Source organism: Vibrio sp. RE88, assembly GCF_013113835.1.
Taxonomy (GTDB): Bacteria; Pseudomonadota; Gammaproteobacteria; order Enterobacterales; family Vibrionaceae; genus Vibrio.
The window spans coordinates 461,325-481,992 of the sequence record NZ_VTYQ01000005.1; the positions used below are offsets into that span (position 1 = coordinate 461,325).

General features: G+C 47.8%; 14 protein-coding genes. 9 read left to right on the plus strand and 5 right to left on the minus strand.

The features are described 5' to 3' along the window. Nucleotides 1–3: 3 nt before the first annotated feature. From F0265_RS14715 to F0265_RS14730, 4 genes are all read right to left on the minus strand, one after another. Nucleotides 4–1,872, minus strand: a complete 1,869-nt coding sequence (locus F0265_RS14715) for a response regulator (RefSeq protein ID WP_171749448.1) — start codon at nucleotides 1,870–1,872, stop codon at nucleotides 4–6. A 14-nt stretch (nucleotides 1,873–1,886) separates the two neighbouring features. Continuing rightward, nucleotides 1,887–4,247: an ATP-binding protein gene (locus tag F0265_RS14720; protein WP_171749449.1), complete on the minus strand. Its 2,361-nt coding sequence runs from the start codon at nucleotides 4,245–4,247 to the stop codon at nucleotides 1,887–1,889. After that, a complete protein-coding gene (locus F0265_RS14725) occupies nucleotides 4,240–5,319 on the minus strand; it encodes a cytochrome c peroxidase (RefSeq protein WP_171749450.1) in 1,080 nt (359 codons plus the stop codon). The genes F0265_RS14720 and F0265_RS14725 overlap by 8 nt, the downstream gene beginning before the upstream one ends. A gap of 270 nt (nucleotides 5,320–5,589) precedes the next feature. Then, a complete protein-coding gene (locus F0265_RS14730; protein WP_171749451.1) occupies nucleotides 5,590–6,483 on the minus strand; it encodes a dihydrodipicolinate synthase family protein in 894 nt (297 codons plus the stop codon). Between the two features lie 222 nt (nucleotides 6,484–6,705). Here F0265_RS14730 and F0265_RS14735 point away from each other — a divergent pair, with 222 nt between their 5' ends. Beyond that, on the plus strand, nucleotides 6,706–7,605 hold the full coding sequence (locus F0265_RS14735) for a MurR/RpiR family transcriptional regulator (protein ID WP_253809464.1): 900 nt from the start codon (nucleotides 6,706–6,708) through the stop codon (nucleotides 7,603–7,605). A 37-nt stretch (nucleotides 7,606–7,642) separates the two neighbouring features. Here the strand turns inward: F0265_RS14735 and nagA are convergent, their stop codons facing one another. After that, on the minus strand, nucleotides 7,643–8,803 hold the full coding sequence (gene nagA, locus F0265_RS14740; protein ID WP_171749452.1) for an N-acetylglucosamine-6-phosphate deacetylase: 1,161 nt from the start codon (nucleotides 8,801–8,803) through the stop codon (nucleotides 7,643–7,645). A gap of 239 nt (nucleotides 8,804–9,042) precedes the next feature. Here nagA and F0265_RS14745 point away from each other — a divergent pair, with 239 nt between their 5' ends. From F0265_RS14745 to F0265_RS14780, 8 genes are all read left to right on the plus strand, one after another. Continuing rightward, entirely contained in the window at nucleotides 9,043–9,750 is a 708-nt protein-coding gene (locus tag F0265_RS14745; RefSeq protein WP_171749453.1) for an N-acetylmannosamine-6-phosphate 2-epimerase, read from the plus strand. Beyond that, complete coding sequence (locus tag F0265_RS14750) at nucleotides 9,747–10,634, plus strand: N-acetylmannosamine kinase (protein ID WP_171749454.1); 888 nt, start codon at nucleotides 9,747–9,749, stop codon at nucleotides 10,632–10,634. Before F0265_RS14745 ends, F0265_RS14750 begins: the two co-directional genes overlap by 4 nt. Nucleotides 10,635–10,648: 14 nt before the next feature. Then, on the plus strand, nucleotides 10,649–12,142 hold the full coding sequence (locus F0265_RS14755; RefSeq protein ID WP_065741605.1) for a sodium:solute symporter: 1,494 nt from the start codon (nucleotides 10,649–10,651) through the stop codon (nucleotides 12,140–12,142). Nucleotides 12,143–12,178: 36 nt separating this feature from the next. Next, a complete protein-coding gene (gene nanQ / locus F0265_RS14760) occupies nucleotides 12,179–12,658 on the plus strand; it encodes an N-acetylneuraminate anomerase (protein ID WP_171749455.1) in 480 nt (159 codons plus the stop codon). A gap of 233 nt (nucleotides 12,659–12,891) precedes the next feature. After that, nucleotides 12,892–14,658 (plus strand): sialidase family protein, encoded by a 1,767-nt coding sequence (locus tag F0265_RS14765; protein ID WP_171749456.1) that lies wholly within the window; start codon nucleotides 12,892–12,894, stop codon nucleotides 14,656–14,658. A 267-nt stretch (nucleotides 14,659–14,925) separates the two neighbouring features. Next, complete coding sequence (locus F0265_RS14770; protein ID WP_171749457.1) at nucleotides 14,926–16,317, plus strand: TolC family protein; 1,392 nt, start codon at nucleotides 14,926–14,928, stop codon at nucleotides 16,315–16,317. After that, nucleotides 16,314–17,498, plus strand: coding sequence for an efflux RND transporter periplasmic adaptor subunit (locus F0265_RS14775; protein WP_171749458.1), 1,185 nt, complete (start codon nucleotides 16,314–16,316; stop codon nucleotides 17,496–17,498). Before F0265_RS14770 ends, F0265_RS14775 begins: the two co-directional genes overlap by 4 nt. 1 nt (nucleotide 17,499) lies before the next feature. Further along, complete coding sequence (locus F0265_RS14780) at nucleotides 17,500–20,661, plus strand: efflux RND transporter permease subunit (RefSeq protein ID WP_171749459.1); 3,162 nt, start codon at nucleotides 17,500–17,502, stop codon at nucleotides 20,659–20,661. The last annotated feature ends 7 nt before the right edge of the window (nucleotides 20,662–20,668 follow it).

Here is a 20,668-nt window from a genome sequence, read left to right on the forward strand (position 1 = left end):
CACCTAACCATTTCCAACACTTTGGTCTTTTGATTGGGAGGAAGTCTCCAGCGCCGCATAAAGTGCATCTTTCTTAACAGGTTTGAGCAGTACTTCTTTCGCTCCGTACTGATAGAACTGTTGTCTTGCGGTGTTGGTTGTGTCAGCCGTACAGGCGATGACTGTGGTTGGAATGTTGTGAAATTCAACAATCAGTTTGGTTGCTTCCAAACCAGTTAGTCGTGGCATGTGATTATCCATAAAGATGTATTCGTAATGGCCTGCCAGTGCCATCTCTACGGCTTCTTGGCCGTCTTTTGCCCAGTCGATGTTGAAATAACCTAATCCTTTGAGAAACTTAGATAAAATCAGTGCGTTCACTTGGTTATCTTCGGCGATCAGAATACGAGTACCGTTCGAAACCTGATCTGGTGTGTTTGTCTCTGTATGTGTCAGTGGCACTCTGGCTGAGATAAGTGAATGTCCTTCAGGGGTGTAACTTAATTGGATGTTTCCGCCATTCTGGCAAATGAGCGCTTCTATTTTGTGGAAACCAGCGCAGATGCCTTCCATTAAACCATGGCGATGTGAGGCGCTTCCTGGCAGTTCAGACATTAAGCGGCAGCATGCCCCTTTGTCGGTCGAGCGAATCTGTACAATGAGAGATTCCGAGTCTCCTTCGTCAACCACTTTCGCACTGATTTCGACGTCGCCTCCGGGGGCTTGGTTAATTGTCGTGAGGGCGAAAAAGCATACGGTTTGGTTTAGTAAGTTCCCATCAAGCAAATACTGTTTGCTGTCGTTGATATTAAATTGAGTAGAGAAGTTGACGTCGTTGCCGTTGGCGAGTGGTGCCAACTTATTGCCCAATGATTGCAAGTGTTCGGCCAATTTAATCTCTTTCGCTTCGCTTGTTAGTGAATCCACATCCGTCGCCGACAGGGTGAGAATATGTTTGATCGAAGCGTGGAGTAAATCACCGGAATGCTTGAGTCGAGTGGCTAGTGATTTGATCTGTGAAATGTCGTCGCTACGTTCGATTTGTTTCAACGGCATAACGACACTGTTGCTGTAGACTTTGAGTTCATGGTTAATCAGTCGCATGAAACGTGACTTGTTCTCGATGGCTGACTTCGCCAGTTGAACCTCTTTCTTAAGTTGCTCTTCCAGCTGTTTTCGTTCAGTGATATCTCGTTCGACAGCCACGAAGCGGGTGAGTGTACCGTCCTTGAATACAGGGACGATTGACATGTCTATCCAGTATTCGGTGCCATCCTTGCTGTAATTAATCAGCTCACAATCGATTTGTTTCGCTTGTTTGATGGCTTCTGACAGTGCTTGGACTTGTTTAATGTTGGTGTTGGATCCCTGAAGAATATCGCCTGGCTTTTTGCCTTTTATCTCGTCCAGTTGGTAACCCGTCAGTTGCACAAAACCTTCATTGACCCATGTGGTGTAACCCTCGGGGTCGGTCACTACAATAGCATCACGGGCATATTCTGCGACAAATCCCTGTGTTGAACGGAAGTCAGAAACAACCAGATCGGTTTCAAGCTTTGATAACTTCTTTTCTCGATCCTTGATCGCCAGCGATACGATTGCGACAACCCATATGGCAAAAATTGCGAGCAGACGATTGGCAATGACGCCCCAAGCCGCGTTTTCAGTTGAAACAACGTAATGGCCCGCGAGTGTAAGTAAGGTGCAGATAATCGCCCAAGCAATGGTGGAGGGTTGGTTTCTAAATGCCATGGAGATCAGGATGATGGCGATGTAAGGGACGCCTGAAGCCACCTCTGCTGGCATGATCAAATCAAGATAGAAGAACAATCCTGCGAGTAGTGTGAGAGCAGCGTGTAGCTTGTATTGACTTGTTGTGAAGGTCCATTTCATAACGTTGCTTTACCTTAGCCAGTCTTGTTGTGTGGATTTAATCGGGTTATCAATCGGCTGGCTTCATGGCTATTCACCATCAGTCGGTTGACTAGTTTTTGCAGCAGCTCGATTTCAGGAATCTCCCCTTGTCTCGCAATGTCTTCCGTCTTTTTCGTTAGCAGTAAAACTTCTCCCATCGAGAACTCGAGCGCGATGCCTTTGATAGCGTGCAAAATCGCGTGAAGTTCGGTTGGCGTGGTATTGGAATGCAGCTCGATCAGAGAGTCGGTTTTCGTGTCCAGCTCAAATATCAACGATTCGAGTAATTCAACTTTCTCTCTATCCTGAAGCTCAAGTTGGTTGAGCAGTGGGCTTTGTGAGACTTCCTCTTCAGTGAGCGGCAACTTATCAACTGGGAAGCGGATAAGCGTTGATATATTGTTGCTGGCGTTTTGAGGTAAATGCTTAACGGCTTCAACCACTTCCCTGTGGGTGGAAAACTGTCGTGAAAACTGACTTAATGCGTTCTGTAAGCTGCTCTTTTGCAGAGGCTTAGTCAGGACAAAATCGGCGCCTCGGGCGATGAATTCATCGTGGGCTTCTTTGAAAACGTCGGCAGTACAAGCAAAGATGACAGTACTTAGCTTGAGTTTGGTGCGTATATGCTCAATCGCATCCAGACCATTCATGTTGGGCATGTGATTATCCATGATGATCAGATCATAATTGGAATGCTTAAGACGACTGATTGCCTCTAAACCATCATTAGCATGATCAACCAATAGCCCCATGGACTCGCAAAACTTCCTCGCAACCATGGCATTGACTCGGTTGTCTTCGACCAGTAGGACGGTGAAGTTATCAAGTAAGGAAAGCTCATCTGAGGACTTCACTTGCACTTCACTCATTTCCAACTCTTTGAGTTCAAATGGGATAGTGAGGGTGAATTGGGTTCCAACATTCGGCTGGCTGAAAACGGACACTTTTCCCCCCATTATTTCTACCAGACGTTTAACGATAGACAGACCCAGCCCAGTACCACCAAATTTACGTGTCGTGGAGAGTTCAGCTTGCTCAAATGGAGTAAAAATGGTGTCGAGCTTCTCTCGTTCTATTCCTATGCCGCTATCGGTGACGCTAATACAGACATTGGGCGGCGCCGACGTGTCGAGTGCGAATTCGATTTCAATCTTACCCGTTTGGGTAAATTTGATCGCGTTGCCGACTAGGTTAAATAGAATCTGCCGGGTTCGTGCAGGGTCACCATGCAGCTCGATATTGGCGGGGACTTTATTCTGGGTGACAAACTTCAAACCTTTGTTTGCCGCTTGAGGACCTAATGTTTTTTCTAGGCTGAGTACTAATTCGCCTATGGAGAACGGATGAATCTCAAGCTCCAATTTTCCTTGCTCGACTTTAGAGAAATCAAGTATGTCATTGAGTATGGTCATCAGGTGCTGACCTGAATCGATAAGGATCTGTGCCTGCTTCTTGGTTTCCAGCTCTTGAGATTCATCTTTGATGATTTGTGCGATACCTAATACACCGTTCATGGGTGTTCGCAGCTCGTGGCTCATGGTCGCGAGGAAAATAGACTTCGCCTCATTAGCTTTTTCTGCGTTTTCAGTGGCGACCTGATAGGCATTATTGTTACGGTTGAGTTCGGCGATGCGGGCAATAAAGCCAAGCGTTGCCAAAGCAACAAACAGTATGGCAGCACCAATCAAGACTTGGGAGATAGTGTCTCTAAGTCGAGCTGATGTCGCAGTGAGGCCGAACTCCGCTTGTTCAAGAAACACAACACTGTCGTGTGACAGCAAGGTGGATAACAGCCGCTCTCGTTGTGCATTGACCTGAACAAAAGTTTGAGCAAATCGCGTGACTTCTTCATCGGCACCGATTGCGTTTTCATCCAGCATATGGGAAATAATTTGCTCACGTGATTGGTTGTCGGATCTAAACCCGCCTCCATCCATCAATTTGTTCTTTAGGGAGTGTAAAACAAATTCGCGAGCAACGATTAAGCCGATTGTTTGATCGAGTGTGCCCGCCAAACTCATGGCAGATGAATGGAAATTATTGAGTAGCGTTTGGGTAGGCAAGTTCTGAAAAAGCGTTGAATGCAAGTCTGCTTGTTGATGTCTTTTCTGAAATTCCGTCAGTTCTCTTTCGAGTTCCACAAGTTGATTGGCCATTTGATAAGGGTCAGAAATACCGCGGATGGAAGCACCAATTAGTTCATCACGCAGTTCAATCACTTCATGTCCCATGGTTCGCACTTGCTCATCGTATTTGGCCAATTTGTTCAATTCGCCATAGGCCATATAGACGTATGAACACATGGCGATAAAAATGAGAATAAATGCTGCAAAGGCGAGCCTGATTTTATTCATTTTCAAACTCCTGCAAGATGGCTGGTCTATCTCCACTTAACGAATTCAGGAAAGCTTCGAGATGGGCTATGGTTTCGTCGTCAAACGTTTTTCCTAACTGGCTTTCACCCATGATTTTAATTGCTTCTGAAAGGTGCTGTGTCTTTCCATCGTGGAAGTAGGGGGGCGTCAGGGCGACGTTTCTTAGGCTGGCGACACGAAAGAGGTAAAGATCGTTTTCATCCTGAGTAGTGTTGAACCGTCCTTTATCGGAGCTGCGATTTTCTCCAGTAGTCGACTGGCCAAAGTAGCCAAATCGCATGACCATACCGCCGCCGATGTTGCTGCCCTGATGACAACGAACACACCCTTCTTTCTGAAAGGTTTGCCACCCGAGTTCCGCTTCAGGGCTGAGTGCGTTTTCATTGCCTGCTAAATACTGATCAAACGGGGAGTTTGGTGTGTTGAGGGCATTCATGAACTCAACCAGAGCTGTTTTAATGTTGTGCTCTGTAATAGGAAGCTCTGCCTGCAAAAAATACTGTTGGTAGATAGGAGACTGGCTGACGTATTCGGTAATTTTTGACCAATTTGAGTCCATCTCAACTGGGTCATGAATGGGGCCATCAAGCTGATCATGGAGGCTGTTTACCCGACCATCCCAGAAAAAACGATAATTCAGGCTCGCATTAAATACGGTAGGGGAGTTACGGGTTCCAAGGCCTTCTACTCCAGTAGAAACCGCCGTCGTTTCAGCGCCGTTAGTGCGTAGATTATGGCAGCTCTCGCAACTGACCTTTTTGTTAGATGAAAGGTTAGGATCACGAAAAAGCACCCAACCGATCTTGGCTTGAGTACGGTCAAACTCTGGGTGTTCTGGAATGGGAGAGACCAAGCCGTAGCGTTTGTTTTGTTCTGTTTGACTGTGTTTATGGTCGTGCTGGTGTGAGTCATGGTGGTCGGGTTCTGAGGCGTGATCATGCTCTGCGTCATTGTGTTTTGAATGTGATGAGCTGAAGCCTTCATAGAGTAGAAGACCAATAGAGGCAGCCGTAATAAAGAGCCCTATCCACAATAACGTTTTCTTTTCCATTTTATGTCCACTCTTACAGGTACTTAGTACCTTCCGTGAGTTCATTCTTTTTATAAATCTAGTTGCACATCATTTTTGAAGCAATGTCAAAGTAAGAATAGAGCAAAAATTGCGCTTTTTGTGGTAGTTAGCGTTGATGTGACCGCAACGGAGTCGTGGGTAAAGGAGTGAGCGTTGAGTGGTCGGCCTAGAATAAAGCCAAATAGGGTTGGCATAAGGATGGAGAATCGATAAATTGGCGGGCGAGAACGCCCACCACAATATGAGCAATTATTTTAGAAAGTCTGCCTTGCGCATGCGCTCAATGACCGTTTCTTTTTGCTCTTCGCTGAGCGGCGTAATCGGTAGGCGCGGGTCGCCTGCATCAATATCATGCAATGCCATGGCAGCTTTACCAGCCGCTACGCCACCAAATTCGACCAATACACGAATCAGGTCAATGACGTTGTCCATTCCGCGGTTCACTTTCTCCAGGTCACCATTGTTAAAGTCCTGAATGATTTGTTGGAAGTGAGGAGCGGCGTAATTGTACGTACTACCGACAGCACTTGTTGCGCCTAGAGCTAATGCCGCTGGAAGAAATTCATCCACGCCAAATGGAATATCGTATTTACCATCGCAAACACGCAGACAGCGTTGGTATTCGTACAAATCAGGGCTGTTGAATTTCAGACCTGATAGGTTTGGAATTTTCTTATCCGCAGCCAGTAGGAATTGTTCCATATCGACGTTTACACCTGACATACCTGAGTGGTAGTAGTAGAAACCTTTAGACGGGGCGGCAGCAGCCACTGTGGCACAGTACTCGACCAAGCTGTCTACGTTAGCAGGTTTAAAGAAACACGGACCAATGGCAGACGTTGCCAGAATGTCCAGAGTCTCTGCATGACGTGTGAGCTCAAGTGTGTCAGCAATACTCAGTGCGCCCGTATGAATGATCAGGCTCAACTGGCCTTTAGCTGCCGTCACCCAGCGCTCCGCGATGGCTTTACGTTCTTCAACACTGCAATGAATGCCTTCCCCTGTGGTACCACAGATGTAAGCGCCTGTAACTCCGTCTCGGATCAGGTGCTGCGCAATCTTATCTATCTCGTTGTAATTAACCTCATTGTTACCATCGAAAGGCGTATGAGGGGCGGCAATCAAGCCTGCTAGCTTTGTCATAATGCATCCACTTTTATATATCAAAGACGGCCTTTAATGGCGTCTAACTCTACTGGTTTTTATTTTATGGAGTTTTACTCCTTTGTATATGGCTGTTTTTAATGTTAGTGGAGTTTTTTGTGGAGTTGTGCGCCAGATCATGATTATAATCTGGAGAATAATGACAGATGCATATGCTTGGTTTGGGAACTTGTGCTGAAACAGGTTAATAGCTTTGCAATCATGAATAATGATAAGGAAACAGTAACGATGGCGGAAAGCTCCGAAGCCATTCAGGCCGGTAAAATACTTGATACGATTGGCAGCTTATACGATAGCTTTACGCCAGCATCAAAACGTATTGCAGGGTTTGTTCTGGAAAAACCGGAAGAGGTTTGCAAACTATCGATAGCAGAGCTGTCACAAGTAGTATCGGCAGGTGATGCTTCAATCATTCGTTTCTGTCGAGCGCTAGGAGCCAAGGGTTTCCACGAATTCAAAATGGCGCTCGCGATTGAATTGTCTAAGCAGGAGAACGAAGAGAGCATCTTCGATACGGATGTCACGTTAGAGGACAACCCTGAACTGATTGGTAAAAAATTGCGTAAAACCATCGATAACGTTCTGTATGAAACGCTAAACTTGCTCGACTATGGTTGCTTGGCTGAAGTTTGTCAGGCGATACAGGAAGCCAAATCGGTGTACTTCTTAGGCGTCGGATCATCTGGAATTTCGGCGGAGAATGCCAAGTATCGCTATATGCGCATCGGTCTTAATGTCGATGCACTAACGACTAACCACTATATGTATATGAAGGCCGCTTTGCTGTCTGAAGGTGATATTGCTATTGGTATCAGCCATTCGGGTAATTCGCCGGAGACCGTCAAGGCACTGAAAGTTGCCAAACAATCTGGCGCGATGACAGTGGCGATTACCCATAATCCGCGCTCATCAATTTGTGATTATGCGGATTATGTTCTGGTGAATGGTAACCGTCAGGGGCAGCTACAAGGGGATTCGATTGGTACCAAGATCTCACAACTTTTTGTTTTGGATATGATCTACTGCCTGCTGGTTCAGGCGGATGAGTCCGGTGCCCATGCTAATAAGCTGAAAACGACTCAAGCACTGAGCATCAAATAACAAATTAATGCGGGTTATCAAACCCGCATTTTCAATTTTAATCTCCTGATTGATATTTCATTTCACCCATTTGAATGGTGGCGTTCACCTCCAGCTTATCGTCCAGTAAGGCAATGTTGGCAAAGTATCCGGCTTCCAATCTGCCGTAACGATCATCAATACCTATCGCTTCTGCTGGGTAGCGAGACGCCATTTTCAAGGCCGTATCTAGCGGTAAGCCAACATGCCGCACTAAGTTTCTTACACCTTCAATCATGGTGATTGCCGCTCCAGCAATCGTGCCATCTTGGTAGTGACAGCGGCCATCGGTAACAAATGCTGGCGTTCCCGCCATATCAAACTCTGTCATATCCGTTCCCGCAGGCGTAACGGCGTCAGTGACGAGGAACAACTTCTCTTGCAGTAGCCTGTGCGCGAGTCGCACATTGACGTAATCACAATGAATGCCATCCACGATGATCCCAGCATGAAGTGCATTATCTAGGACATAACCGACCGCGCCGGGCTCACGCGAGTTGAGTGGACTCATCGCATTGTACAGGTGAGTGGCCATGGTGACATTTGGGTGCTTGGCCAGTTGCTGATAGGTGGCGTTGGTGTGGCCCAAAGCAACATGCATTCCGGCTTGTGCCAGACGATCGGTGACGTCAGTGGTGTTGCACTCTGGCGCCAAGGTAATCAAACGGATGTGCTGCTGATTTTCAAGCAAGTAAGCCAGCGTTGATTCGTCGAGTTCGCGAATGTGCGATTGATTGTGTGCGCCTTTTTTCTCAGCATTGATGAAAGGACCTTCAAGGTGGAGCCCGAGAATACCATCATTCTCTGCTTGTGACGCTGAGTTCAAGGTTTCTACTGCTTTCTTCATGTGACTGGCTTCACTGGTGATCAGTGTCGGCAAAAACTGCGTAGTGCCAGAGCGCAGGTTAGTTCGGTTCATTGTCGCGAGCGTTTGATAGCGAATGTCTGTGTTGAACAGCACGCCTCCACACCCATTTAACTGCAAATCTATAAAACCCGGGCAAGCCAATTGCCCCTGACCATCAATGGTTGTCAGGCCATCAGGTAACGCCTCCATTGGAGTGACGGAAACGATCTGATTATTGTCGATGACGATTGCATGATGGTGAAGCGTTTCTTCACCGGTAAAAACGTTGATGTTGATTAAGGCATATGGCTGAGGAGGCGTAGCTGGTGACATAGGGACGCTCTTTATAAGTAAAGGAGTATAACTCCAAAAAATATCTGTGTTGTATCTAATTTAGACGAGAATAACTCGATAATTCGTGATTTGGTCGCTGAAAACGTCGATTATCTGCAATCCTGTGCGAGTTTGTGACGTCTGTCAGCAAATATTAAAGTTATCAGTTGAAGTAAAACTCCATTCTGTCATATTGAAGTTATATTTCAAACTTAAAGTTATTTTGGAGTTTTGTTTCTATGCAATCTGAGACGTCGACTGTTTTAAAAGTTTTGCAAAGTGGCTTTGTCGCTTCTTGTCAGCCTGTGGACGATGGCCCTATGGATCATCCACAGATTGTTGCTGCCATGGCAAAAGCAAGTGTTGATGGGGGAGCGATAGCGCTTCGCATTGAAGGCGTGGAAAACCTCAAAGCCGCCAGAAAAGCGGTGGATGTGCCGATCATCGGGATTGTTAAACGTGATTTAGAAGACTCACCAGTTCGAATTACGCCGTTTGTTGAAGATGTCGCGGCACTCCACGCTGCGGGCGCAGACATCATCGCTATTGATGCATCGGACCGAACTCGCCCTGTGGATATTCAAACCTTAGTGGAATCAATTCATCAACTGGGCTGTATTGCGATGGCGGATTGCTCCAACTTTAGTGAAGGCATGTATGCCAAACAGATAGGAGTTGAAGTCATCGGCTCGACACTTTCTGGTTACACTGGCGATACTTTACCTATAGAACCTGATCTGGAGTTGGTGTCACAACTCAGTCAGGCAGGCTGCTTTGTGATGGCGGAAGGGCGTTACAACACGCCGCAACTGGCTAAGCAAGCGATTGAAGCGGGCGCGGCATCAGTCACTGTTGGTTCGGCCATTACCCGCATTGAGCACATCTGTTCGTGGTTTGCTGACTCCGTACAAGCCGCACGCAGAGAAGAACTGGAGAAGAGTGCATGACGATTTGTCTCGCGATTGACATTGGCGGTACCAAAATAGCAGCGGCTCTGATTGAAGGGACAACGCTTGTGGAGCGCCATCAAGTGCCAACGCCTGGATCCAAACAACCGCAAGAGTTAACCGCGGCACTCAGTGAGCTGGTGCATCCGTTACTTGAACGGGCAGATTACGTGGCAGTGGCGTCTACGGGCATCATCAACGATGGCGTACTGATGGCTTTAAACCCAGATAATTTGGGTGGGCTGAACAATTATCCGCTCAAAGCCACGCTTGAGACGCTGACGTCGTTACCTTGTTATGTCCTCAATGATGCGCAGGCGGCGTGTTGGTCAGAGTATCAAAGATACGCCGAACAGAAGCTGGACATGGCGTTTATTACCATTTCAACCGGTGTTGGTGCTGGGGTTGTGCTGAATGGTCAACTGCTGGTAGGTCGTCGCGGTATCGCTGGCCATGCCGGTCATATTCAGGCGGATCCTAACGGCCCAGTATGTGGCTGTGGCCGAGTTGGCTGCGTCGAAGCAATTGCCTCAGGAACAGCAATCGCCAAAGCGGGTCAGGCACTTTGGGGAACGGACTGCTGTGGCAAGCGTGTCCACGACGAATGGCAAAACGGCTCAAAACAGGCCTTAGCAATCTTTGAAAAGTCGGCACAAGCCGTGGCTCAAATGATTGCAGATTTACGAATTTCACTTGATCTCGACGTTGTTGTGCTAGGCGGCAGCGTTGGGCTTGCGGATGGCTATCTGGAACTAGTCCAAAAAGAAATCAATAACAATCCAGAAGTCTACCGCCCGACTATCACGCAGGCTCAAGCTGGCAATGATGCTGGTTTGATCGGCGCTGCGTTGTGGTCGCAACAGTATTTCAATAACGAATTTTAAAAGGACGATAAACGATGGAAGCAACTTCCTTTGGAACCCTTAACTATGTAGTGCTCTTCCTATACCTCGCTGGGGTCATGGGTGTGGGCGTGTATTTTGCGCGCCGCCAGACATCTGGCGACGACTATTTCAAAGCGGGAGGTCGCATACCCGGTTGGGCCGCAGGGATCAGTGTCTTCGCGACTACGTTAAGCTCGATCACTTTTATGTCGATTCCAGCGAAAGCGTACACCGATGACTGGACATTTTTAATTGGCCAATACATTGCAATCGCGATTCTGCCGTTTGTGTTTATCTATTACATTCCATTTTTCCGCCGACTGAATTTGACCTCAGTCTATGAGTATCTGGAAAAGCGCTTTGATCTGAAAATGCGTTTGTTCGGCAGTATTTCATTTATGTTGTTCCATGTTGGCCGAATTGCGATCGTGACTTATCTAACGGCGTTAGCGCTGATGCCGTTCATCGACATGGACCCGCTGACCATCGTCTTTCTGATTGGCGTTTTGTGTATCATCTATACCTTCCTAGGTGGTATTGAAGGGGTGATCTGGACAGACGTGATGCAAGGAATCATGCTCTCTTTGGCGGCTGTCGGCATTTTCATCATGCTGTGCTTTAACGTCGATGGCGGAATGAGTGAAATCTTCTCGATGTCAGCAGATGCCAACAAGTATTTTCCTGCGGAGCAGTTTAGCTGGAGCTGGTCAGATGCCACGATCCCTGTGCTGATGATTGGTTTCTTCTTCTCGGTACTGCAACAGTTCACAGCCAGTCAGGATGTGGTGCAGCGTTACATAGTCACAGACTCAGTGGAAGAAACTAAGAAAGCGCTGATCACAAATGCTAAGTTCGTTGCTGTCATTCCAATCTTCTTCTTTGCAGTTGGCGCAGGTCTGTACGCTTACTACACACAGAATCCGACTCTATTGCCAGAGAACTTTAACACTGGCGGTATTCTTCCATTCTATGTCATCACTCAGCTACCAGCAGGTGTTGCAGGGCTGATCATCGCTGCCATCTTTGCCGCGTCTCAGTCGAGTATTTCAAGTAGTCTGAACAGTATTTCGGCATGTTACACCACGGACATCTACCACCGTTTAGGCCGCAGTGGTTCTACCGAAAATGCGCTAAAAACGGGTCGTTTTGTCACGGTTATCGCAGGACTACTGGGTGTTGCAGCGTCGACTTACCTTATCTTCTCTGAAGAGAGTCAGATCTGGGATGCATTCAATAGCTTACTTGGCCTAATGGGTGGCCCAATGACAGGGCTGTTCATGCTGGGTGTGTTTGTCCGTAAAGCGACAGCACGCAGCGCACTTGTCGGGGTGATTGTCAGTGTGATCGCAACACTATGGGCGCGCTACTTTACTGACCTGAACTTCTTCTTCTACGGTGCGATCGGCACCATGACTGTTGTGATTGTTGGTTATCTGGTAGCCCTGCTACTGAAAGAAGAGCCGAAAGATGTTAGCAAATCGTTTGTATTAACGTCTTCTGAAAAATAACTCGCTTAACTGATTAAACTGAATAGGAATCATGAAATGTTATTGGGCTCGATACATGCACTCAATACCTCTATTTTGCCTGCCGCGGTGACGCGCGCATTGCAATACTTGTCACAGCACGACTTGGATCAGCTCGCTCCCGGCCGCTACGAATTTGAGGGAGACAAGATGTTTGCCAATGTGATGGCTTTCTCAACCGTTGAAGAGGCTGAGAAGAAAGCGGAAGTCCATCAGGAATACATCGATTTGCAATACTTGGTCTTGGGTGAAGAGAAGGTGGTATACGGCCTTGAAAACGGCGAATACCAATATGCGACTGAGTACAACACAGAAGATGACTTTGCATTGGTCAACGACTTTGCTTGTGCTTCGAGCGTTGCGCTCAAAAGTGGAGACTTCGTGGTGTTCTTCCCTGAACAACCACATAAACCGGGCTGCGTTGTCGCCGAGCCACACACGATCAAAAAAGTGGTGGTGAAGATTCATCGTGATTTGATCCGCTGCCAGCAAGCCTGAGTTAGCCAATCTCAGCGAATGATGCCCAAAAGCCAAATACATTAAGGAAAGCCAGCTGCTATCCGGCGCGAAAAGCGCGCCGGATAGCTAGCAGCCAAGGGCTCATTGGGAATCAATATTGAAAACACTCACCAAAGACGGTCAAAAGGATAACTGACTTGTGGCATTTTCAAGGCAATCAGTCACGCCATGACGGTCTGAATCATGGTGCTCTCTCGCGATAAGGAGATTAAATGAAGTTGCATAAAGTGATAATACTGGCGCTGTTGCTCCCGCAAGCTGCTTTGGCTGCGGTTAAGGATATTCAGCCGCCACAGGTCGTTGGTGTTCCTCCTGCTGATGCGGGAAGAGGTTTGGTACGCGCAAGCGAGACGGAAATCCGACACTATAGCGGTGGTGAAGGTTACGATGGACGTAAAATACTGGTCAGTCATGACAATGGTCGTACGTGGCAGGACAGCTTGGCGTCATCGTCGTATCCACCTAACTTTGGAGGGATTGAGATTGAGTCGCCATCCATCGTCCCTAACCCTGTGACAGGGGAGTACATACGGGTACAACCTATCGATGGTTATGTGTTTATTTCCAATGGAGGGCTTGATGGCGAATGGGCCGCGGTGACCAAAGATGGTCAGCTTGACTATGATTGGGAGCACGCCGACAAAGAGAACTACCTGACTCTTGGCGGTATTATGCGTCGCCCGACTTTTGTGAACAATGGTCAACGCATTTTGATTCCATCGCATGAAATGCGTGAAGGTACGGTCGTTCATATTTCCGATGATGGCGGCCTGACTTGGCGCACATCGCAAGATATTATCTCTGCTCCTCCCCATGAAAAAGATGAAATACACCAAGGTGTTCGATGGCGAAATAGTGGCGTTGAAGGCTCGATTGTCGAGCTGCGAGACGGGCGCTTGTGGATTCTTGTCCGCACTTCTCAAGATCAGCTTTACGAAGCGTTTTCTTCAGACTTTGGCGAAACATGGACAGAGGCACAGCCTTCACGCTTTTTTGGTACTTTGACCATGCCAACCATTGGCCGCTTGAAAGATGGACGTCTTCTTGCTCTCTGGACAAATACCATGCCCTTACCTGAACACAAAGGCACGCAGGATGACATGTGGGAAGATGTGTTTACTAATCGTGATTCCCACCATGCTGCGATCTCAGATGATGACGGGAGAACGTGGACTGGATTTCGCGAGATCATTCTAGATGAACATCGCAACAGAAGTGATTACGCCGTGTTTGAAGGCGCCGGTGACCGAGGTAAGCAACAAAGTGAACTTGTTCAATTGGATGAACATAGAGTGCTTGTCTCTGTTGGGCAGCATAAAGAGCATCGCCGCTTGATGGTGATGGATACGCGCTGGCTTTATCAAACAGAACGAAGTGAGCACTTTGAGAACGGTCTTGAGAATTGGACAATCCATAGCTATATCCCGGAGGTGGAAGGGCACGTCAGCTACAATCGTAAACCCTCAGCTCAACTTCTAGAGCATGCTGATAAACCGGGACATAAAGCACTTCAGGTTCGGCGGGTACGTGATGCTGAGCTCATCAATATCGAAAACGACCTCAATTACGAGAAAGGTGGCGCGACGTGGAACTTCCCGAACGGGAAGGCTGGCCAAGTTGATATTCGTTTTATGCTTAATGAAGACAGTGGTGGAACTCAAATCAGTCTGACGGAACGTCTGTTCAACGCTGTAGACGAAACCATTGCGCATTATGCAGTGTATACGTTGAGTGTCGCACCGGGCGAGAAGCTTGGCAAACATGAACTCGAAGCCAATCGTTGGTACACGCTTAGCATCCACTGGAAGGGCGTGAAGAAAAACTCGACCGCGAAAGTCTTGCTAGATGGGAAGAAGGTAGAAAAGATCAACATCAGTAACGTCAGTCCAAATGGTGTGAGTTACCTTCATTTCATCTCGACAAGCCAAAAAGAGGATGAGGGGATATTGATCAAGTCAGTGAAAGCTTCAGTCAAATAACAAATAAGTTAGTGTGAGCGGCTAATCTGGTTCGCTTTCGATTAGCCTGATGCGTAGCGAATAGCTCTCATTGAGACATTGCTTTAAAGGCTCTGAGATTGATTTCTTAGAGCCTTTATCCATCAGGGCTCCAAGCTTTGAAGTTCCACAATCTGCATTGCATTCATGTTGTGAATGACTTTGCGACAAGAATCATAATTTCCTTTTAACCCTGTCTTAACCCCTTCGTTTGTTACCGTACCTGTAGATTAGCGGGAGATAACAACGATGACATTGCGATATTCCATTCTTGCTCTGACGCTGGTAGGCGTTATGGGCTGTGCGACGGGGACCGATGCCGAATTTGCCACACAGGCTGAGCAGAATAGTGCTCAGTCTGTTAAGCAACTGCTGGCGCAGGTGGTAGCCGAGCGACAACTTTCACTTGAGGCTGGCGACATCAGCCAACCGACTCAACTGACGGATCTGATCTCTGTCCCTGAGCTTGAGCAATACTTACAAGCCGCGTTTGCTCATAGCCCTAGTTTGCAGCAGAGCGTGATCGCGCTGAAAATTGCTTATGCTCAGCAAGGAGTCACGGTGGCAGACCAGCTACCTACGGCGAATGCCAGCTATACAGGTCAATCCAAAGAAGATACCGACGACAGCTATACCGGCGAAGTGACCGTGAGTTGGGAGCTGGATCTGTGGCACAAACTGGCAGATAGCAGTGAGGCAGCACGAAAAGATGTTGCGGCCTCTCAGGCAAGCTTGCAATCAGCAAAAGATTTGTTGGCGGCCAATATCATGCGCAACTGGTTAGAAATCAGCGTCAATCAGCAATTACTTGATATTGAGCTGAGAAGGCTGGATGTGTTGGAAAACAATGAGGTGTTGGTATTAGAGCGCTATCAAGTGGGACTAGGCAGTCTGGAAGACTTAGATAACGCGAAAACCAGCACAGCATCGACGCGCTCAACTGTCGCTGAGTATGAAGAAAATCTAGAACAGAGCAGACGCAGCCTCCAACTGTTAACCGGGCAATGGCAATCCGAGTTGCAGCAGCCAGAGGTAGCGATGGCGTTTCCACAAGTCGTCAACCCTCTCGATTCTCTTGCCCAGCAGAATATGGCAGGCCGACCAGATCTACAGCAAGCTTTCTACAATATCGAGGCTGAAGCTCTTCGTACCGACGCAGCTTACAAAGCCATGTTGCCATCGTTCAGCTTGACGGCAAGTTTGACGGATATTGCCCAGTCACCCAGCGAAGCATTGCTAACGGATCCATTGTGGAGCCTACTCGGACAGCTATCAGCGCCGCTTTTTCAGGGCGGAAAGCTTAAATCCCAGGCTGAAATTGCTCAACTCACCACAGAGCAAAGCTATTGGGCTTATCAGGAAACCTTGCTGACGGCGATCAATGAAGTGGAAAACGCTGTCGGGCAGGAGTATTCACTTGAAAAGCAGCAACTGCATCTTAATCAAGCCTTCACAAGTTCGAAGCGTAGCTTTGTCAGTTACGAAGAGAAATATCGAAAAGGTCTGGTCGACATCTTTGATTTACTGACCGTTCAGCAGCAGACCTACGACACCGAAGCACAACTGGTTAACGCCACTTATCAACGTTTATTAAACCGAATCGATTTAGGCCTAGCTCTGGGCTTGGGAGTATCATCATGAAAAAAAATGCCATCACCCTAGCGGTGACACTTGTCGCTGCCGGAAGCATCTTTGCCGCTATTGGCTATAACGGTAGCCATATGGCTCAAGCGAGTGAGAATAGCCAACCTGAGCAACAAGCAACGGAAACTTTGCAGCCACCATTGGTGAAAGAAAGCTTAAACCTCCAGCAAGTTGCAGTGCAGATGACAACCAGTGCCAGCTATCAGGCTCAGGTTGTGGGTTATGGTGAAACTCGATCGCGTTACCAGCTTAACTATGCCAGTGAGATCAGTGGCCGAGTGATCAGCCTATCTGATGACTTTGAGACAGGAAAAGTCATCACCAAAGGTACGATACTGGCAAAGCTGGATGATACGTCATATCAGCAGGCGTTGGCTCAGGCCAAATCTGATGTCGCGACGGCTGAGCTTGAGTTGTTGGAAGAGCAGCGAGAAGGAGAGCAGGCGAAATCGGAATGGCTGCGTTCAGGCCTGAGTGGCGAGCCGAATTCACCACTGGTCCTTAGAGAGCCTCAACTTGCCAGCACTGAAGCAAAATTAGCCAATGCAAAACAGGCATTAAACAAAGCAGAAAAAGACCTCAAAGACACGGTAATACGTGCGCCTTTCACGGCGCTAGTCGTGAGCAGAGAGGTTCAGCCGGGGAGCTATTTGAGTGCGGGCGGCGCAGTCGCCACTTTATACAGTATAGAACGTGTCGAAGTGGAAGTGCCACTGTCAGAGCAGCAATGGGCAAATCTGCCAACCTCCAACGATATGGGGGACTGGCAGGTGACATTGACTGACAGTAGCGGTGCTCACCAATGGCTTGGTCAGGTTGAGAGAAAGTTCCAACACGTGACTCAGGACACGCGCCAGCGCTCACTGGTTGTGGTTGTAGATAAACCTCTCGAAGCCGACTCGCCTCTCTATCCGGGGACCTTTGTGAAAGCGACACTGAGCGGAGCTGAAGTTAATGGCCTTTGGGAAGTGCCGGCGTCAGCGATATCTCAGCAGGGCGAAATCTGGACGGTAGATGAGCAAGGTTTGCTGCACAAATCGAACGCCAGCAAACTGTTTGGTCGTGATGGCAAAGTGTACGTCACTCCGAGTTTGGCTGAAGAAAGGGCTCAAGTGGTTGTCAGGCCGCTGAGTAATTTCAAGCCAGGTATGAAAGTCACGCCAACGGAGGAGGGGTAATATGGAGCACCAAACCAAAACGCCAAAGGGCATGATCGCTTGGTTCGCGCAAAACCCGGTTGCCGCTAACCTGCTCATGTTAGGGGTGATTATTGTCGGCTTGTTTTCGGTCAATTCATTACGCAAGGAAGCCTTCCCAAGTCTAGAACCGGACATCGTGACTGTGTCTGTCAATTATGACAGTGGCGATCCTATTCAGGCAGAAGAGGGGATATCGATAAAGATTGAAGAAGCTCTGGAAACGGTCGCCGGCATAAAACGCATTACGTCGACTTCCAGCGCATCGGGTAGCCACGTTTCCATCGAAAAAGAGACCAACTACAGTCTAGATACTTTGCTGACTGACGTGAAGACCAAAGTGGACGCCATCAACAATCTACCTGCGGAAGCCGACAATCCTGTGATCGATAAGGCTCGGATGCAGGATCACGCTTTGTGGGTTCAACTTTATGGTGACTCAGACCGCGCTACATTGCAGGATTTAGCGGAGCAGCTAAAAGCCGATTTGCTTGCCGAAAGTGCGATTCGTGATCTGGAGATCAAAGCAGAAATTGATCCTATGATTTCGGTCGAGGTCAATGAAAGTCGATTGCAAGCCTATGGCTTAACGCTCACCGATGTATCGGATGCGATCAATGCGGAGTCATCCACTAGTATTTCAACCAGTTTGCGCAATGATGAGAAAACTGTACGTCTTAAGGTCTCTGAGCAGGCTTACGAGATTGAAGACTTTAAAGCGATCCCTGTTCTTACCCATTCCGACGGCAGCCAAATTACGCTAGGCGATATTGCCCGTGTCACGGATACTTTTGAGGAAGACACTTTCAGCCTGTCACGATACAACCAAAGCAACGCGATGGGCATTCAGATTGTCATGGATGAGTACAGCGACGTTGTGCAAATCGTAGAACAAGCCAAACAAGTGGTAGAACAGTGGCGTAGCAGTAACCTGTTGCCTGACAACGTCAGTGTTGAGACTTGGTATGACAAAAGTACGCTGATCAAAGAGCGATTGTCTCTTCTTGCCAAAAATGCCCTCACAGGTATTGCTCTGGTGTTTATCGTACTGGCGCTGTTTTTGAACATTCGTGTCGCATTTTGGGTTGCGGCGAGCTTACCGTTCGTATTTTTCGGCACATTGTTCTTTATGACCGACTCCTTCGTTGGCTTAACCATCAATGAGATGACCACGTTTGGTTTTATCATGGCACTGGGAATCGTCGTTGATGACGCCGTGGTCGTCGGGGAAAGTATTTATTCGACGCGACGGAAAGAGGGAGACTCGCTCAATAGCACGATTGTCGGAACATTAAAGGTGGCGGCACCGACCGTGTTTGGCGTGCTGACAACCGTCGTGGCGTTTCTTTCTATTGCAGCGGTTGATGGAAAAATGGGTCAGATTTATGCTCAGTTTGCCACTGTGGTTACCATCTGTTTGCTACTTTCGTTGGTTGAATCCAAGTTTATTCTTCCGTCGCATCTTGCCCATATCAATACGCATCGAAGTGAGAAAAAAGGCATCTGGAACCGCATCCAGCAAGGTGCAGACAACGGGCTGGAATGGTTCAATCATAAAGTGTACAAACAGGTGATTAAGCAGGCGTTAAAGTTCCGTTATGCTGTGGTCATGGCCTTTATCGCTCTGTTTATTTTGGTGATTGGTATGCCATTAACTGGAGCGGTGAGAATCGCTTTCTTCCCTGAGATTGCAGGCGATACGGTCAGTGCTGAAATCAGCATGTACAACGATTCCAGCTTTGGTCAGACTCAAACAAATCTTCTTGAATTGGAAGCCAATGCGCTTAAGGCTGATCAGCAGTTGAGAGCGAGTAGCGAGAGCAACGATCAGAATACATCTTACATTACTAGCCTTCAGGTGATTGCCGATGAAGACCGCACTGGAACCGTCCAAGTAGAACTTTCTACGGATGCGACATACAGCTCAGGTGAGTTTGCTGACTTGTGGTTGCAGATGTCCGGGCAGATGGAAGGGATGAAGAAGCTTAAGGTTCTCTCGTCGATGGAAATGGTCGATAACTTTAAAGTGGAGCTCAAAGCCAGCGACGACACGATTCTTACTCAGGCAGGCAATACATTTAAACAAGCTCTGGAACAAACGCCAGGTGTGAGTGGTATTGATGAAAACTTAGATCTTGGGGAGCCGCAATACCGTTTTGTGCTGACCGAGCAGGGGCGTGCGCTAGGGATGGATACTTCGAGTCTAGCAAAGCAGGTATTACAATCCTTCGGTGGTGACATTGTTCAGCGCTTCCAGCGTGGGAAAGATGAAGTCAAAGTTCGAGTTCGCTATCCAGAAGGTGATCGCCAAACGCTGGCTGATATTCAACAATCGAGTGTCCGCACTCCAGATGGTACAGTGGTTCCAATGCTATCGGTCGCGAATGTCTATTCGGACTATCAACAAGCGGAAATTACGCGTATTGACAACTTACGTGCTGTTTATTTAACCGCGGTGGTGGATAAAGATGTGGTGTCGTCGAATGAGCTGGTGGCTCAGTTGGAGAAAACACTGGTTCCGCAGCTTAAATCGGAATACCCGATGCTAAAAATTGACTTTACTGGGGAAGCGGAGCAGCAGCAAGAGTCGACGGAATCTATGCAATCAACCTTCCTTATGGCGTTGATAGTGATCTTTGCATTGCTGGCGATACCGTTAAAGTCTTACGTTCAACCAATCATCATTATGGTGGCGATTCCGTTTGGCATTGTTGGCGCAATCTTAGGTCACTGGCTGAATGATCTGACGATCAGTATCCTGTCGCTAAATGGTATCCTTGCCTTGAGTGGTGTCGTGGTCAATGACAGCTTATTGCTGGTATCACGCTTCAACGAACTGACGCGAAAGCATAACGTTCCGGTGAGTGAAGCGATTGTTGAGTCATGCAGCAGTAGACTCAGGGCCGTGTTGCTGACATCAGTCACGACCTTTGCTGGTTTGGCACCATTGTTGAGCGAAACCTCGATGCAAGCGCAGTTCCTAATTCCAGCTGCCGCTGCATTAGGCTACGGTATTTTGTTCGCGACGATGATTACATTGGTGCTGACCCCATCACTATTATTAATCCAATGTGATATTCACAATGGTCTTAACAAAGTGAAGGCGGCGGTGTTGGGTGAGAAAAAGATCGCTCAGAGTGTTTAACGTCTAA

Excerpts from the sequence above, each read along its gene's own strand:
- F0265_RS14715 (WP_171749448.1), bottom strand. The coding sequence starts at position 1,872 with ATGAAATGGACCTTCACAACAAGTCAATACAAGCTACACGCTGCTCTC.
- F0265_RS14720 (WP_171749449.1), bottom strand. The coding sequence starts at position 4,247 with ATGAATAAAATCAGGCTCGCCTTTGCAGCATTTATTCTCATTTTTATC.
- F0265_RS14725 (WP_171749450.1), bottom strand. The coding sequence starts at position 5,319 with ATGGAAAAGAAAACGTTATTGTGGATAGGGCTCTTTATTACGGCTGCC.
- F0265_RS14730 (WP_171749451.1), bottom strand. The coding sequence starts at position 6,483 with ATGACAAAGCTAGCAGGCTTGATTGCCGCCCCTCATACGCCTTTCGAT.
- F0265_RS14735 (WP_253809464.1), top strand. The coding sequence starts at position 6,706 with ATGAATAATGATAAGGAAACAGTAACGATGGCGGAAAGCTCCGAAGCC.
- nagA (WP_171749452.1), bottom strand. The coding sequence starts at position 8,803 with ATGTCACCAGCTACGCCTCCTCAGCCATATGCCTTAATCAACATCAAC.
- F0265_RS14745 (WP_171749453.1), top strand. The coding sequence starts at position 9,043 with ATGCAATCTGAGACGTCGACTGTTTTAAAAGTTTTGCAAAGTGGCTTT.
- F0265_RS14750 (WP_171749454.1), top strand. The coding sequence starts at position 9,747 with ATGACGATTTGTCTCGCGATTGACATTGGCGGTACCAAAATAGCAGCG.
- F0265_RS14755 (WP_065741605.1), top strand. The coding sequence starts at position 10,649 with ATGGAAGCAACTTCCTTTGGAACCCTTAACTATGTAGTGCTCTTCCTA.
- nanQ (WP_171749455.1), top strand. The coding sequence starts at position 12,179 with ATGTTATTGGGCTCGATACATGCACTCAATACCTCTATTTTGCCTGCC.
- F0265_RS14765 (WP_171749456.1), top strand. The coding sequence starts at position 12,892 with ATGAAGTTGCATAAAGTGATAATACTGGCGCTGTTGCTCCCGCAAGCT.
- F0265_RS14770 (WP_171749457.1), top strand. The coding sequence starts at position 14,926 with ATGACATTGCGATATTCCATTCTTGCTCTGACGCTGGTAGGCGTTATG.
- F0265_RS14775 (WP_171749458.1), top strand. The coding sequence starts at position 16,314 with ATGAAAAAAAATGCCATCACCCTAGCGGTGACACTTGTCGCTGCCGGA.
- F0265_RS14780 (WP_171749459.1), top strand. The coding sequence starts at position 17,500 with ATGGAGCACCAAACCAAAACGCCAAAGGGCATGATCGCTTGGTTCGCG.